We start from the raw sequence: 15,157 nt of genomic DNA, 5'->3' as shown, positions 1-15,157 counted from the left end.
ACAACGATACTCAAATAAAAAGCCCTTAAATCGTGTTATTTAAGGGCTTTTTTATACGAGCAATAGCGCTAAACTTTTAGTTGTTTTCTATCAAATATCGCAGACGTTGGTCGTTACTGCGTTGTAACACTCATTAGCTTACTGAGCATATTTCGTTTTCAATTGCGCCAAACGCCTAATACCGGCTTCGCTTTTCATTTCTCTTTGGCTAAGTTTGCGTTTTCCTAGCATCGTTTTATCCGCCAGAAACAATGCCTCTACGTAGTTAAGATAAATTTCTTCGTTGCCCATATCATCATTCACTACTGCCTCATATTGTTTAACGGCTTTGGCGTAGTCTTTTTTCGCAACTAAGACCTGAGCCAAAGTGTCTACGGCAGCAGCATTATCGGGGCGCTCCTTAACGGCATTTTCAGCGTACTCCTGAGCTTTATCTAACTTGCCGCTTTGTAGAAACAAATAGGCCAAGTTATTGAGTGCTACAAAATTATTCGGGTTCTGTTTTAATAAGGTTTGGTAGCTGGCAACAGCTTGACTGTCTCCACTGCTTATTTGACGTTCAGCCAGCATCATCAATGCGGCACCATCGTTAGGTGTGCGTTTTAAGTGCTGTTGAATAGCAGTTAACGCGTCATCCTTTTTATTAAGACGCTCTAACGTAAACACCCATAACACTAAATTACGCCCATTCGGTAAACCTATATAAGCGGCATGAGCATTGGGTTCAGCTTGATCAAACTGCCCATCTACAATTTGTAAACGTGCCAAAAAACCTTTTACTATCGGCATGGACTTTAATTCTTCAGGAATCGCTTCATAGGCTTTCCGAGCGGCATCCATTTCTTTGTTCATCAACAAAAAATGGGTCTGTAGTAACTGCATTTGTGTATCGTTACGTACAGCTAAGAAACCATTTGTTAGTTCAACACCCTCGGCATACTTCCCCGTGTTGTCTAGTAATAATAATTTACCCACCACAGCTTGTTTATCGTTAGGTGCTTTGCTTAACCACAAGTCGTAATGAGCTTGTGCGCCAGCCATATCGCCAGAGCGAATAAGCGCCTGACCTTTACCTTGCCAATAAGCTGGTGGTAGTGACGCTTCTTGATCAAATTGGGTGAATTGCTCAAGCGCTAGGTCGTACTTCCCTTCTAGTAATAGTATTCGCGCATACAACATACTCACTTCTTGGTTATCAGGCGCCTTATCGCGTGCGGTCTTTATAAGTGCAACACCTTTATCAGCGTCGCCTTGTTGTTTATTCACTAAATAAGCCGTCGCCAGAGCGGGGGTATAATTAGGATAACGCTTAATTAGTTCAGCTAACGCATTTTGTGCACCGCTATAATCCTTTTCAGCGATATAAATATTAACCAGACCTAACGCTGCGCCTTGATGCTCAGGCGTAATGCGCAATACATGCTGAAATTCAACCTTAGCTTTATCAAACTCTTGTTGTTTAGAGTAGATTTCACCCGCAAGTAAATAGGCACTCATGTCGTTAGCATCTTCTTCTTTCCATTGCTGGGCTAGTTCTAATGCTTTGTCGAACTGTTTGGTCGTCACATACGCAGTCGCAAGTGTTTTCTTCGCACTTTCCAACTCTGGTGATTTCTCTAATGCCTCTTCTAAATCTACAATACCGTCGAGATTATTGAGTGACAGTTTGAGTAAACCTAAACGGGTCAAATCTTCTGCTGTCGTGCTGATACTCGATGATTTATCGACTAACTGCTGGGCTTCCTTTACATTTCCTTGGCGTAATAGCTCATAGCTCGCTTTTGAAAATAACTGGGCATCTTGCTCACTAACATCTTCAATGCGTCCAAGTACATCACTCGCTTCTGTTGTCAAACCAAGTTGTAACTGGCTTGCTGCCAGCAAACGCAACCCAGGGTGATTATCAGGCAAACTACTGGCCACCAACGAAAGGTGACGCTGGGCGGATTCAAAGTCTTTTTGTTGATAAGCGGCATAACCGGCAATTAAACGTAATGCAGGATCATTGATACCATTTTGTATTCCCAATTCAGCATATTTCTGTGCCTCTGAGTAATCTTTTTCAGCAATACGAGCGGCCGCTTTAAGCTGATTCAATAGACCATTTTTTGCGTTTACTGCTAATAATTTATCTACATAGGGCTCAGCTTTAGCTGTTTCACCTAAATCTACCCATAGTTTGGCCAACACGAATGTCGTCTGAATGTCGTCTGGATATAAAGATACATAGTGATCAAACACTAGGGCAGCGGCTTTTGGGTCGCCCGCACTCAAATGCAACTGCGCAGCCAATTTAAGGACTTCTGGATGATCTGGGCTGCCATCCTTAATTTCGCTAATACTTTGCAAAGCAAGTGGGTAATCTTTATCTAACACTTCACCGTAAACTTTACTTAGGGCTTTAAATACGGAATCAGTCTGAAGTTGCTGTTGGTCAGCGATAATAGCGCGCGCATCATCAGGCTTGTTTAAGCGCACCAAGGAAACGATTTTGAAGTATCCAATTTCTGCTTTGTCGTCAACACTCAAGTTGACGTTTTTGTCTTCCATTTCACTTATTGCTGCATATGCGCCGGTACGCTGATACGCACGTGTGAGTAATGGCAAAACCTTAGCACCGTCGTAACCGTATTCTAACGCCCGATTCAGTTCTTTTTCCGCACTCTCAAATTGCTTTTCTGCGATATACAATTTGCCTAACTCGAAGCGCGCTTCAGGAGATTTAGGTGCCATTTGCACCGCCGTTTTCAACGAGATAATAGCTGAGGCATTATCATTATTAGCAATAAATTCTTGAGCCGCTTGAATATGTTCTTCACTGGTTTGCTGGCCACAACTGATCAACATCCCTAGTGATAGTGCGATAATTGTTTTTCTCATATTTTTCATCTTCCCTATCCTATGCTCTGCGCTTAGCCGTCATCAATTGAGTTTAGCCCTCAGATGTAATCAACTGTTGGCAAACTATACTGCAACGTTGCAACTATTTTAGCCGAAAAAATGGCGCTGTTACGATTCATCTTACTCGAACACGCGAGGCAGATAAAAGGCTAATTGTTATCGATATTTGCTAGTTTTGTTTTACCAAAATTGAGTAAGTCTTCCCATTAAATTTCAAATGGGTTATTTTTTTGACCTACAAATAAATTACCATGTAAATAGCTAAACTCAAATTCGTATGGGTTTTAGTAAATTTCCATGGCAACTTGTTGCATTTTTAAAGGTTATTTTTCATTACATTAACGCATTGATAACAACTTAACGAGAGATCTTAAATTAATACAGATAAGTTCAAATAAAACGCGGCCTAACGTGGTGTATAGAGACGATTTCTCATATAATACTTCTTTTGTGTATCCACGCTGGTTTCGTTTTAGAATTTGACTGTGAAATCTAAGTTAATCCTGCGTGTTTCTAACTAGGGATAATTAATGACTGACACTGTCGAATTGACTTTTAAAGACCTCAACCTACCTGCAGAACTTCTTCAAGCTTTAGAAAAAGTAGGTTATGAAAAACCAACCCCAATCCAAGCCGAATGTATTCCGCTTATCATGGAAGGTCACGACCTTTTAGGTACAGCACAAACAGGTACGGGTAAAACAGCCGCATTTGCATTGCCAATGTTAGCTAACATTGACCCAAACAACAGCAACACCCAATTATTGGTTTTAGCACCCACTCGCGAACTTGCGATTCAGGTAGCTGAAGCGTTCCAAGTGTATGCTAGCTTCTCGCGTAAAATTAACGTATTGCCTATCTATGGTGGCTCTTCGTACGACAACCAAATTCGTCAACTAAGACGTGGTGCTCAAGTCGTAGTAGGTACACCTGGTCGTGTTATTGACCATATCAAAAAAGGTACGCTTAAATTAGATAACTTGAAGTTCTTAGTACTTGATGAAGCCGATGAGATGTTACGTATGGGCTTTATCGATGACGTTGAATGGATTTTAAGCCACGCTCCTGACAAGCGCCAAACGGCTTTGTTCTCAGCGACGATGCCTGATCCAATCCGTAAAATAACCAAACGTTATTTGAATGATCCGAAGCAAGTTAAAATCGAATCTAAAGTCACTACTGCTAGCACTATTACCCAGCGCTATTGTCAGGTTGCCGGTCATCATAAACTTGAAGCCCTTACCCGTATAATGGAAGTAGAGCAGTTTGATGGCGTGATTATATTTGTGCGCACCAAAACTGCGACAATGGAACTTGCTGAAAAATTGTCAGCCCGCGGATATGCTGTTGAGCCACTAAACGGTGATATTCCACAGAATTCTCGTGAACGCACAGTTGAACGTTTGAAGAATGGCAAAATTGATATTCTGGTTGCAACTGATGTTGTTGCCCGTGGACTTGATGTTGAACGTGTAAGCCACGTTATTAACTATGACGTTCCATATGATACTGAATCTTATGTTCACCGTATCGGTCGTACTGGTCGTGCTGGTCGTAAGGGTGATGCAATATTGTTTATTTCACACCGTGAAAAACGCATGTTGTTTTCAATTGAACGCGCTACTCGCCAATCAATTGAGCCTATGCCCATCCCGTCAATTTCACAGTTAAATGAAACGCGCTTAAGCCGTTTCAAAAACAGTGTTATCGAAGCGATCAGTGACAGCAGCATTGAGACATTGATCCCAATCGTTGAGTCTATTCAAAAAGAAACAGAAGCATCACCAGAAGTGATTATGGCTGCATTAGCTAAAATCGCGCAAGGTGACGAGCCCCTGATCCTTAAAGAAGGTGATCGCCCAGATTTAAACTCTGCACCACCTCGTGGTGAAAGAAATGAACGTGGCGGCCGCGATGATCGCGGTGGACGTGAACGTGGCGGACAACGTGGCGGTGAGCGCGGCGGTGAAAGACCTCAACGTGCACGCAAGAGCAGCACACCTGAAGAAGGTATGCAGCGCTACCGCATCGAAGTCGGCCATTCTCACGGTGCTAAGCCAGGTAACATTGTGGGTGCGATTGCTAACGAAGCGAATATCAGCAGCAAAAACATTGGCGCTATCGAAATTTACGATAACTTCAGTACTGTTGATTTACCCAAAAGCATGCCTCGTGCGACGCAAGAAACACTACAGAAAACCCGAGTTGCTGGTCAACGCTTGAATATGCGTGAGTGGTCAGATCAACCTCCACGTCGTAAAGCTAAACCTGAATAAGGTTAACCAATAGCACCGTCTTTATTTGCTACGCACTTATAGACAGCAAGGTGAAAATTTAGAAGAGGCCCAAGGGCCTCTTTTTTGTGCCTGCTATTTCATCTGCGCGGACTCAATATGTCAATCTTCCAGCAAACGCGAACTTTAGCCCTGGGAAGTGCTATTAAACACGCAATATTAATAACTAAAAAGAATATGCATTCAGCTTTCAATACTTTATTTAAATAACAAGAACACGCAAAATAGCCCTATATACTTTGTGCAAAGAGCAGTAACCGTTACCCATGCAATATTTCCCTATTTTCGTTGATACCACAGAACTTAACTGCCTCGTTGTTGGTGCTGGTGAAGTGGCTGCCCGTAAAGTTGAACTGTTACTGAAAACCTCAGCGACAATTATGGTTGTTGCACCTTGGGCATGTGACACAGTCAATCGCTTGGCTAATGAAGGGAAAATCACCTTGCACACTCGTGGCTATGAAGCCGACGATTTAGTCGCCAAGCAATTAGTATTTGTCGCGACCGACGATAGCGCGTTAAACGTAGCGATTCATCAGCAAGCTAAAGCCCTAAACATTCTCGTTAATGTGGTAGATAACACCCCTCTTTGTCAGTTTATTACACCGTCAATTGTTGACCGTTCGCCAATTATTATCGCCATGAGCAGCGGTGGCGTAGCGCCCGTATTACTGCGTTATTTACGCCAGAAGCTAGAGTCCGTGATTCCTCAAAAAGTGAGTTTACTCGGACAATTTTCTGAAAAATTTCGTGATGCAGTCAAAGCCCGATTCGATTCTGTCACCAAGCGTCGATATTTTTGGGAAGACGTGCTTGATGGCGATGTTGCAGAACAAGTATTACAAGGCAATCAAAGTAAAGCAGAGCAAATGATGAACGAAAAACTCGCCCTAGATGAGCACGACTCAGGCAAAGGTGAAGTGTATTTAGTTGGTGCGGGGCCTGGTGATCCTGATTTATTGACCTTTCGAGCGCTACGTTTAATGCAAAAAGCTGACGTGGTCGTTTATGACCGACTCGTATCAAAAGAAATACTTGAGCTGGTGCGCCGTGACGCAGAGAAAATTTATGTAGGCAAAGCACGCAGCTTGCACACTGTACCCCAAGACGAAATCAATCAATTATTAGCTGACTTGGCCTTAGCCGGTAACCGCGTAGTGCGTCTAAAAGGGGGAGACCCATTTATCTTTGGACGGGGCGGTGAAGAAATAGAAACTTTAGTTGAAAAAGGCGTTAGCTTTCAAGTGGTTCCCGGTATTACAGCTGCGAGTGGTGCAGCAAGTTATGCTGGCATTCCACTGACGCACAGGGATCATGCTAAGTCAGTGGTTTTTGCCACAGGCCACTTACGGGATAACAGTATCGATTTGAATTGGCCTATGCTGGCTCAGCCAGAACAAACCACCGTCTTCTATATGGGCCTGACTGGCCTGCCAGTAATTTGTGAAAAGCTAATTGAGCACGGTTTGCCTGAGACCACCGAAATTGCCTTAGTGCAGTCAGCGACTACCCCAGAGCAAAAAGTAGTAACGGGTAATTTACGTGACATTCAACAAAGAGTTGCTGAAGCAGGCATTAAACCACCCGCGCTTATTATAGTCGGCTCGGTGGTCAGCTTACGGGATAAACTAAATTGGTTTAAACAAAACGCTTAATTTGTCCAAGCTGCAATATTAAACTTTCTTAGCCAGAAAAATAGTGTGCTTGCTTCCTTTGCCGGGGCGAGCACGGACAACACGAGTATCCACTTTAAAGCCTATTTTTTTAAGACGCACTTCAAACAAATAGTCTGGTCCTGCCGACCAGATTGCCAACATCGCTTGGTCATTCATTACCTGATAGATTTCTTTTAACCCCACCACTGAATAAATCCAATTATTATCAGAGTGGGTCAATCCCTCTGGGCCGTTATCCACGTCCAGTAATATGGCATCATAGGTAGGTTTTTGCGTATTAAGCAGTTGCTTCACATCGCCAACACGTACTGTCGTTCTGGGGTCTTGCAGAGGATTACCAGCACAGTTCCCCAATGGACCTTGATTCCACTTAACCACTTCTGGTATGAGCTCAGCCACGGTAACCTGGGACGTTTCATCAACGGCTTTTAATGCTGACGAGAGTGTGTAACCCATACCAAGGCCACCGACCAATACGTGGGCATTTTTACGATTTTTAAGATGAGAACACCCCAACTCTGAAAGGACCTTTTCCGAGTTATAAACGCGGCTGTTCATTAACTCGCCACGTATACCGGACAAGCGAATAGAAAATTCTTTATCTCGCTGAGAAAACTTCAGCTCGCCGCCATTGTTAGGAATAGCAGCAGTATCAAGAAGGGTCCAAGGGATCATATAACGTGCCTAATGGGATAAGGGGCTTTTTATGGAGGCGCATTTTATCACAATTCGCCACAGGTGCCCTAGCTTATAGGCAACCCACATAAACTAAGCGCTTTTCTACCAATAGCGCTCTTGGGTTATTTGTCCCGGTGAACGGCGTAAATGCTTTTTCAGCCCCATATCTTTTAACACTGACATTGCCTCTTCAATCATCTGCGGGTTGCCACACAGCATCACCTGACTTTGAGTCGCATTAAGCACCTGACCTGCTTGTTCAATAATATCGCCAGAGCGCAGTAAGTCTGGAATACGCCCCTGTAATACACCGTCAATTTTCTCGCGACTTACAATCGGCACATAACTAAATTGCGTGGGATGCTCACCTGCGCATTTCGCAATAAATTTCTCATATGCTAAATCTTCAGCATAACGCGCAGCATAGACTAAAATAACCTGTTTATAGCGCTGCCAAATCTCACTGCCGGCCAGTATAGATAAGAACGGCCCTACCCCAGTTCCTGTGGCAATAAGCCATACATCATGACTATCAGGGACTTCACTTAAGGTTAAAAAACCGGTGGCCGGAGCCATCACTTTTAACGCGTCTCCTTCACGCAAGTCATGCAATTTAGGCGACAATACACCTTCAGCTACTGGCACAGCCATAATTTCAAGTTCGCTGTTTTGTGGATGGCTGACCAATGAATAAGGCCGAGACACGACGTTTCCGTTTTGCTCTAGTCCTACTTTGGTAAATTGCCCTGGGGTATATTGAGGAAATTCATTACATTGAAAACGAAGACTAAACAGATGATCGTTCCAATCTATACGTTGGGTCACTTTTGCATCTAACCACTGGGCCATACATCCTCCAATTACTGGATTAAATCATCATGCTCTGATGATTCATCATAACGAACTCGAAAATTATTTCATTCTTAGTCTTTGCCGTAATCAAAAAAAGCCCCTTTAGCAGAATTACTAATAGGGGCCTTATATGTTTCTATTTAATAGCTACTTTATCGAAAAATATAACGTATACCTTAGGATAAACTCATTTAGACGTATCGCTTAGTCACCGAAATTCATCATAAACTCCACGCCATAAAAACGTGGTGGTCCGGCTACAAACGTCGGATTACCAAATCCGCCACCGGTATTTCCCGCATCAACTAGATACTCTTTATCCAGTAAATTACTGGCAAACAGACTAACCGACCATTTCTCGTCAGTCCCTGCGATGCCAATACGAGCACTCACCAGACTGACGGCATCTTCGCTGATGTCCAGACCTGAGATAGGTGCATTGGCTGGTTCGAAGAACACATCTGAACGATAGCTATACACAAGTGAACTGGTCAGGTTGTAATCTTGTGCTAGCTCAGTGGAATAAAACATACCAATGCTTGCAGTCCATTCAGGTTGTAATCTAAAGCGATTACCTGCCAAGTTGCCGTTTGTACTGTCATCATCAATGGTGGCATCAAGATAGGCAAAATTGGCGAACACTTCGAAATCTGCTCCTAATAGCGCGCGCACTTCAGCTTCAACTCCCAAGTTTGTCGCTGATCCAGCATCCGCTGCATAAGCGACTCCGTCATCATCAAGCAGAGTGACCTGAAAGTTTGAATAATCCTGATAAAAAACGGAGGCATTGTAGTTAACTGATTTATTAAAAGCCTGACCTTTAATGCCGGTTTCGTAGTTCCAAATGATCTCTGCTGGTATTTCACTGACTGACTTTTTGCCCAGACCATCCTCGCCGCGAACAGATGTCACGCTGAGCACATCTGAACGACGACCTTTTGATATAGTTGCGTACATATTGATTTGTTCATTAATCACGTACAACATATTAAAACGTGGTAACCAGTCATCGTAGTCCGCTTGTGCACGGAATATTTCACCATTGGTACTCACCGTAAATAACTCGCTTCCAGTTAACACACTTGCAGGTGCATCTGAGCGGTAACCGCTGCTTTTATCCTCACGCACATAACGCAAACCTGTTGTCAGCTCTAATGCGTCATTTAATGCGTAGGTAACATCAACGAAAGCTGAATAAGCGTCTGTATCACCGTAATTTTCAAACTCGAAGCTGTAAGGCAGTAAATCAAAGGCCCCTTGCGTTAAAATTGGGGTAAGTACCGGTACTGAACCATCACTGGCAACACATGGCTGACCAAGGTCTGAGAGCGCCCCTAAACAATTTAGAAAAATTGACTCTTCGGTGCTAAAAGGAACAGCCTGACTACCGTCTTCAGTAAAATAGCTCACACCCGCAATCGTTGTTAACTTATCACTTTGGTGAATTAATCTAAATTCTTGGCTGAATTGATCGCCATTAGCATCTTCGGCAAACTCTAAAAACCACGCTTGCGTGCCATCGGCATCAAACACTTCTAATGAATCAAAACGACGCCCAGCTGTGATTGAAGTAAATGTCAGTGCGCTAGTGATATCCCAATTAACCGTTAGGTTTAGATCTTCAACTGTGCGCTCTACGCCTAAGTCTTGGCGACCAAAAACGTCTTCAGACTCAGGACTGCCTGACATTTCAACAAATGAGAATGGGCTGGTATTGCCACCAGTAGGCGCGTATAGGCCATTTTTGAATGAGGTACCCGTGTCATCATTTTTTTCGTAGGTGTAAACCAAGTCAACAATAACATCGTCATTAGGGGTAAAGCGAAGTGACGGGCGAAATGAGGTTCGATCGATGCCGTGCATATCTTCTTGATCAAAACCGTCAGAAGTTTGTGAGCCTGCTTCACCGGCAATATTGCGGATGAAACCATCACGTTGACGATAACTAAACGCTAGTCGCCCTTGCACTTGACTATTGCCGCCAGTGACAAACCCATTTAAGCCTTCAGCAGAGTAGTTGCCTAAATTACCCTTTAGCTGAGCAGCAAATTCTTCTTGAGGCTTACGGGTGATAACACTGAGTGCCCCAACTGATGCAGCGGTACCAAACAATGTTGCCTGCGGCCCTTTAACGACTTCGACACGTTCAATGTCGAATAACTCAAAATATGAACCGCGAGAACGGGAAACATCCGCACCATTATAATAAATAGACACACGTGGCGCAGCTTGTGACGAACCACTATCAGAAGTAATACCACGAATAACAAAGCCTGGATTGTTTGGACTTTGCTCTTGAATAACTAAGCCTGGGGTAATTTCTGACAAGGTATCTAGCTCAGCTACACCCAAACGCTCTAAAAAAGCACCATCGTAGGCACTGATGCTAACAGGTACGTCTTGAATAGACTGATCACGCTTCTGGGCAGTAACAGTAATTTGTTCAATTTGATTATTTCGCTGCTCTTGTGCGTAGGCATGAGTGCCCATAACTACAGCAACCAACAATGATAATTTACTGACGGTAAAAATAGATGGTTTTATGGTTTTCATGTGTGTTCCATTTATGAGTGGCTGGGAATAAAGCGCAGCAAAGGTACTCAGTAAATGCGAAACGTAGATGACTGTTTAATGACAAATATATGACATTGTTATTTAGGCCAACTAATTAAAAACATTACATTTTTTCAATTTATCAGACATTATAACCGTAACTAATAACAGATTAAAAAAGCCGATGGTTTAATTCCATCGGCTAATGATTAAAACAACGGATAGCTAGTGTCGCCTTTAATGACCGATACGCTACGTTATATTATTTACCCAAGGTAAATTTGGTGTCTTGGTCGCGCATAAAATACAGCACAAAACATGCTGCCCACATTGGCCATGCAGCAAAGAACAATAGGTTGTTAAAAGCATCAAGATATTGTGCGAAAGCAGACAATGTGGAGCCACCATGCATCAAAAAGATTAGCCCGTACGTAAAACGTTTTTTAATGCCGGCAACAAATGCCAACACTAATAAAAGCTGTAATGCGCCCATAAGATAAGCGACGGTTTCGCCCAATCCAGGCATTGAATAGAACTTCTCGAAAATAGCGATGCTATGACCTGGGTTCACAAATTTGTCTAGTGTCCAAACAAACATGACAATGAACACCCCAAGACGTAAGGCTAATAAAGACCACTGCAGACGGGTGCGCACATCACTCGATATCGTTTCACTCATTTTGATTCCTTGATTTACTATTTTGCAGTTTAATAAGAGTAAACTGGCCGTAAAATCGGCTTTATTAAATAAAAAGTACCACGTCAGCTTTTGCATTCACGTTAGGCTATTATCACTACTAAATCGTAGATACATGACCAGACCGAAATACGCAGAGTTTCTTACAGCGAATGAGTAGGTTTTTAATGTAACGCGACGAATAGCTATCTGGTATCGCTGAATGACATAACGGTGGTAAGAATAAAACTAAAAGCAGTTTAATAGCGTATGCAGCTGCACCATGCCCACAACTTAAATGAAACGACTTTATGACACGCCACCCCATTAACACTATGAAAGGTTTTATCTTTGATTTAGACGGTACGCTTGTCACCTCTAACCTTGACTTTAGGTACCTGCGGACGCTATTGGACTGTCCAATAGATCAAGACATCTTACATTTTATTGCCGATTTGCCATCACCTGAACAAGAACATGCTAATAAAATTGTTTTAGATTATGAGCTTAAAGATGCCCGCAATAGTTTATGGATCGAGGGCGCTAAGCAGCTCATTTATGCCTTACATCAGAAACAGTTTCCCATTGCAATTGTGACGCGCAACAGTAAACAAGCAACAGCGTTGAAACTCGCGAACAACCACGTGCTGTTCGACGTAATATTAACCAGAGAAGATGCCCCGCCAAAGCCCGATCCTAGCGCTTTGCTGCGTATAGCTGAACATTGGCAAATTCCAGCGCCACAATTGGCTTACGTAGGAGATTACTTATACGACATACAGGCTGCAAAAAACGCCGGTATGCTAGCTTGCCTATATGCACCGAACGAAGCACCAGATTATGCACGGGAGGCTGATTGGATATTTAATCACTTTACGCAATTAAAAGATCTTATCAGTACAGTTCGCGAGCCCCTCGCAACAAGTGAGGCAAATAGGCTCGATTAAGTTACAAACAATGAAATATGTTAGCGACCTTGCGCGCTTCTTGTTCTGTATTGTATATATGCCACGATAATCTAATGCTATTTTCTCGACGGTCAAAATAAACATTAGACTGTGTTAATTCGTTGGCTAGGCGATCAAGTAGGTTATTATTTAATGCTAAGCAAAGTGTGCCACCCGATTCTTCAAGTTTAATCGTGTTCGTCAAATAGGTCGCCGTGCTATTGAGCACAATGCTCTGCAATTTTTTACTATGAGCGTAGATGTTTGATACGCCTATTTTACGTATCTGTTGAATCCCCACCACCGCGCTGGCGTAGGGCAAAATACTGGGGGTACCACCCCAAAAACGTTTAGCCCCTTTTGCATAGGCAAAATGTTCAATATCAAACTCGAATGGATTTTCGTGTGAGAACCAACCAATATTCTTAGGCCACAGTTCATCTACGTGAGCGGGGTTAATCCATATAAAGCCAGCACCTGGTCCACCACATAACCACTTCACACATGAGCCTACCACCACATCCGCTTGCCAATCTTGCAGATCAATCGGAATAATTCCAGCTGACTGGGCAATATCAACAACAACGCGGACTTTTTTGGCGCGGCATAATTTACTGATTTCAACGATCTTCGACAATTCGCCACTATTGGAATGCACATGAGTAATAACAGCAACTGCCACATCGTCGGTCATGTGCACTTGCCACGCGTCTAAATCATTGGGAGCAATGTCTTTATCAATTAATTTAAGCGTGAAGCCATACTTTTCTAACCCTTGTACTGCAAAACCAAGAGAAGGAAATGCTGTGGCATGCATCAAAACCGTTCGCTTTGATTTATTAGGCTGTTGCCCTAGAGACTGCAAATACTGACTTAGCGCGCTTGAAATACTTAATTGTGGGCAAAAATCGGCTTCGTTAGCGTTAAAAATCATCCCTAATTCGTGGCAAAATTGCTCTATAATGCTCAACCACTCAGGCCAGGCGTCTCCGCCTTTTTGTTGCCAAGGCGTAAAATAACTCTTGGCTACAACACTGCTGGTTTGCATCGGTAAACAACCTACCGAGTGACTAAGTAAATACATACCTTTGGGCACAGAAAAAAGAGGCACTTCGTTATGCATATTACTGTTCCTCTTGGCTCACTGCTTGATGAAATGGGCAGCCTGACGAAGCATTTAGATTATCACTGGAGCCACTAATAGAGTCACGCACCTCACCATAGACTTGCCCCCAAGTATTGGTCATTTGGCTACGAATATTCCACAATTGCGGAAAGAAACGATGCTTAGCGCCGTTTTCTAGTATGGTCACCGCTCGCCCTTTTAATGACTTGGCTTCAAGCCCAATAGAGCGCTGAATTAAAAATAGATGTAAGCTGCGAAATTTTTGTAGCTGTTCGTCAAATTCTGCCAGGCACTCAGCCAACATGTAGCTATCATCGTGACTATACTGACTATCGTAAACTTGCTCGATAGATTTATTACGCCCTGCTAAATACTGTGCTTCAAAGACCTGCCAAATATCTTGTGGCATTTTTAACAACGTGCGAAAACCCGGTGACTCTTGACCACTACCATTACCGAGTTGCAGTCTAATTTGCTGATACTCCTTAGGTGACATGGTCTCTAGCAAATCGAGTTGTTGGCTCATCATGCGTTGAATAAACGAGACGCGCCTCATTAACGATACTACTCGCAAGGTATTTTCTTGCTGCATATATTCCAGTACATCAACCAAGGTGTAGATCATAAGCTTCATCCACAACTCTTCCACTTGATGCACAATTTGAAACTGCAATTCATCACCATTACACAACTCAGTTAATGGCTTCTGAGCACTGAGCAATTGCTGACAATTCAAGTAATTGCCGTAATCAAGTATCTCGGGGTTATTTAGTAGCGAATGGTATTTTTGGCGGAAATTTGATTCTGCTGCGTTGGGTATTTTCATTCATCATACTCGGTTTGATTGTTCCGCGTTTTACGCGGTTAATATCAACTATGCTAGAACATTCGCCTTTGAACATTGTTCTATTTATACTGCTTTAATGTGTTTTTTTAGAACATCGTTCCGGAATATAATTAAATGAAAAAACAGATATTAGATAACAGTGCCAAAAAGATAGTCACTGCCTTAGAGCAAGACGCACGAATGTCGTTCGCGGCCTTAGGGGAAACAATTGGTATGAGTAAAACCCCCTGTTGGAACAAAGTGCAGCAATTACAATCAGCTGGGGTAATAGAGGGCTATAGTGCGCAACTCAATCCGAAAGCGCTGGGGTTGACCATTCGCGCTCTGGTCCATGTGGTGGTCGACTTTGAGCATTATCAAGCCTTTGAACAGGCGATAATTGCCCATAAAGCCGTGCGCTCATGCCACGCTGTAACGGGTGATTCAGATTATGTTCTAGAAATACTTGCCTGCGATATCGAGGCATTCGACGAACTGCTTCGCGCGCAACTAAGCCGTCTGCCAGGCGTGCAGCGCTTTAACACTGCCATTTCCACCCGCATGGTTAAAAACAATGGACCTTATGCTGCCATGTTGCCTTAACAGGCACGCTGGTTTATAAAATCGG

The 15,157-nt window shown here is 43.1% G+C and carries 11 protein-coding genes; 4 read left to right on the top strand and 7 right to left on the bottom strand.

Annotation, left to right across the window (positions count from 1 at the left end; translation table 11 throughout):
* Nucleotides 1–138: 138 nt before the first annotated feature.
* Nucleotides 139–2,880 carry an XrtA/PEP-CTERM system TPR-repeat protein PrsT gene (prsT, locus tag GQS54_RS00520; protein ID WP_166422057.1) on the bottom strand — a complete coding sequence of 914 codons (2,742 nt, stop codon included), beginning with the start codon at nucleotides 2,878–2,880 and terminating at the stop codon, nucleotides 139–141.
* Nucleotides 2,881–3,431: 551 nt separating this feature from the next.
* Between prsT and GQS54_RS00515 the strand changes: the two genes are divergently transcribed.
* Complete coding sequence (locus GQS54_RS00515) at nucleotides 3,432–5,177, top strand: DEAD/DEAH box helicase (RefSeq protein ID WP_166422056.1); 1,746 nt, start codon at nucleotides 3,432–3,434, stop codon at nucleotides 5,175–5,177.
* A 284-nt stretch (nucleotides 5,178–5,461) separates the two neighbouring features.
* The gene (cysG, locus tag GQS54_RS00510; RefSeq protein WP_166422055.1) at nucleotides 5,462–6,850 is read left to right on the top strand and encodes a siroheme synthase CysG; all 1,389 of its coding nucleotides are present in this window, start codon (nucleotides 5,462–5,464) and stop codon (nucleotides 6,848–6,850) included.
* A gap of 18 nt (nucleotides 6,851–6,868) precedes the next feature.
* Here the strand turns inward: cysG and GQS54_RS00505 are convergent, their stop codons facing one another.
* The 4 genes from GQS54_RS00505 to GQS54_RS00490 all read right to left on the bottom strand — a co-directional run bounded on the left by GQS54_RS00505 (nucleotide 6,869) and on the right by GQS54_RS00490 (nucleotide 11,633).
* Nucleotides 6,869–7,546, bottom strand: a complete 678-nt coding sequence (locus GQS54_RS00505) for a hypothetical protein (protein ID WP_166422054.1) — start codon at nucleotides 7,544–7,546, stop codon at nucleotides 6,869–6,871.
* Nucleotides 7,547–7,651: 105 nt separating this feature from the next.
* Nucleotides 7,652–8,398 carry a ferredoxin--NADP reductase gene (locus GQS54_RS00500; RefSeq protein ID WP_166422053.1) on the bottom strand — a complete coding sequence of 249 codons (747 nt, stop codon included), beginning with the start codon at nucleotides 8,396–8,398 and terminating at the stop codon, nucleotides 7,652–7,654.
* A gap of 207 nt (nucleotides 8,399–8,605) precedes the next feature.
* A complete protein-coding gene (locus GQS54_RS00495; RefSeq protein ID WP_166422052.1) occupies nucleotides 8,606–10,954 on the bottom strand; it encodes a TonB-dependent receptor in 2,349 nt (782 codons plus the stop codon).
* Between the two features lie 262 nt (nucleotides 10,955–11,216).
* Nucleotides 11,217–11,633 carry a hypothetical protein gene (locus tag GQS54_RS00490; protein WP_166422051.1) on the bottom strand — a complete coding sequence of 139 codons (417 nt, stop codon included), beginning with the start codon at nucleotides 11,631–11,633 and terminating at the stop codon, nucleotides 11,217–11,219.
* A gap of 308 nt (nucleotides 11,634–11,941) precedes the next feature.
* Here GQS54_RS00490 and GQS54_RS00485 point away from each other — a divergent pair, with 308 nt between their 5' ends.
* On the top strand, nucleotides 11,942–12,577 hold the full coding sequence (locus tag GQS54_RS00485) for an HAD family hydrolase (RefSeq protein ID WP_166422050.1): 636 nt from the start codon (nucleotides 11,942–11,944) through the stop codon (nucleotides 12,575–12,577).
* Between the two features lies 1 nt (nucleotide 12,578).
* On the opposite strand, the gene GQS54_RS00480 is transcribed toward GQS54_RS00485, so the two are convergent.
* Together GQS54_RS00480 and GQS54_RS00475 are read right to left on the bottom strand one after the other, a co-directional pair.
* Nucleotides 12,579–13,700, bottom strand: coding sequence for an aminotransferase class V-fold PLP-dependent enzyme (locus GQS54_RS00480; RefSeq protein WP_166422049.1), 1,122 nt, complete (start codon nucleotides 13,698–13,700; stop codon nucleotides 12,579–12,581).
* Nucleotide 13,701: 1 nt separating this feature from the next.
* A complete protein-coding gene (locus tag GQS54_RS00475) occupies nucleotides 13,702–14,529 on the bottom strand; it encodes a tryptophan 2,3-dioxygenase family protein (protein ID WP_166422048.1) in 828 nt (275 codons plus the stop codon).
* Between the two features lie 135 nt (nucleotides 14,530–14,664).
* Between GQS54_RS00475 and GQS54_RS00470 the strand changes: the two genes are divergently transcribed.
* Entirely contained in the window at nucleotides 14,665–15,132 is a 468-nt protein-coding gene (locus GQS54_RS00470; protein ID WP_205967566.1) for an Lrp/AsnC family transcriptional regulator, read from the top strand.
* Nucleotides 15,133–15,157 lie beyond the last annotated feature (25 nt).

The sequence above is a fragment of the Paraglaciecola sp. 20A4 genome (assembly GCF_011378905.1).
GTDB lineage: Bacteria > Pseudomonadota > Gammaproteobacteria > Enterobacterales > Alteromonadaceae > Paraglaciecola.
The sequence above is the reverse complement of the archived record's forward strand: the minus strand, read 5'-3'. Positions and strand labels throughout refer to the sequence as shown.

Excerpts from the sequence above, each read along its gene's own strand:
- prsT (WP_166422057.1), bottom strand. The coding sequence starts at position 2,880 with ATGAGAAAAACAATTATCGCACTATCACTAGGGATGTTGATCAGTTGT.
- GQS54_RS00515 (WP_166422056.1), top strand. The coding sequence starts at position 3,432 with ATGACTGACACTGTCGAATTGACTTTTAAAGACCTCAACCTACCTGCA.
- cysG (WP_166422055.1), top strand. The coding sequence starts at position 5,462 with ATGCAATATTTCCCTATTTTCGTTGATACCACAGAACTTAACTGCCTC.
- GQS54_RS00505 (WP_166422054.1), bottom strand. The coding sequence starts at position 7,546 with ATGATCCCTTGGACCCTTCTTGATACTGCTGCTATTCCTAACAATGGC.
- GQS54_RS00500 (WP_166422053.1), bottom strand. The coding sequence starts at position 8,398 with ATGGCCCAGTGGTTAGATGCAAAAGTGACCCAACGTATAGATTGGAAC.
- GQS54_RS00495 (WP_166422052.1), bottom strand. The coding sequence starts at position 10,954 with ATGAAAACCATAAAACCATCTATTTTTACCGTCAGTAAATTATCATTG.
- GQS54_RS00490 (WP_166422051.1), bottom strand. The coding sequence starts at position 11,633 with ATGAGTGAAACGATATCGAGTGATGTGCGCACCCGTCTGCAGTGGTCT.
- GQS54_RS00485 (WP_166422050.1), top strand. The coding sequence starts at position 11,942 with ATGACACGCCACCCCATTAACACTATGAAAGGTTTTATCTTTGATTTA.
- GQS54_RS00480 (WP_166422049.1), bottom strand. The coding sequence starts at position 13,700 with ATGCATAACGAAGTGCCTCTTTTTTCTGTGCCCAAAGGTATGTATTTA.
- GQS54_RS00475 (WP_166422048.1), bottom strand. The coding sequence starts at position 14,529 with ATGAAAATACCCAACGCAGCAGAATCAAATTTCCGCCAAAAATACCAT.
- GQS54_RS00470 (WP_205967566.1), top strand. The coding sequence starts at position 14,665 with ATGAAAAAACAGATATTAGATAACAGTGCCAAAAAGATAGTCACTGCC.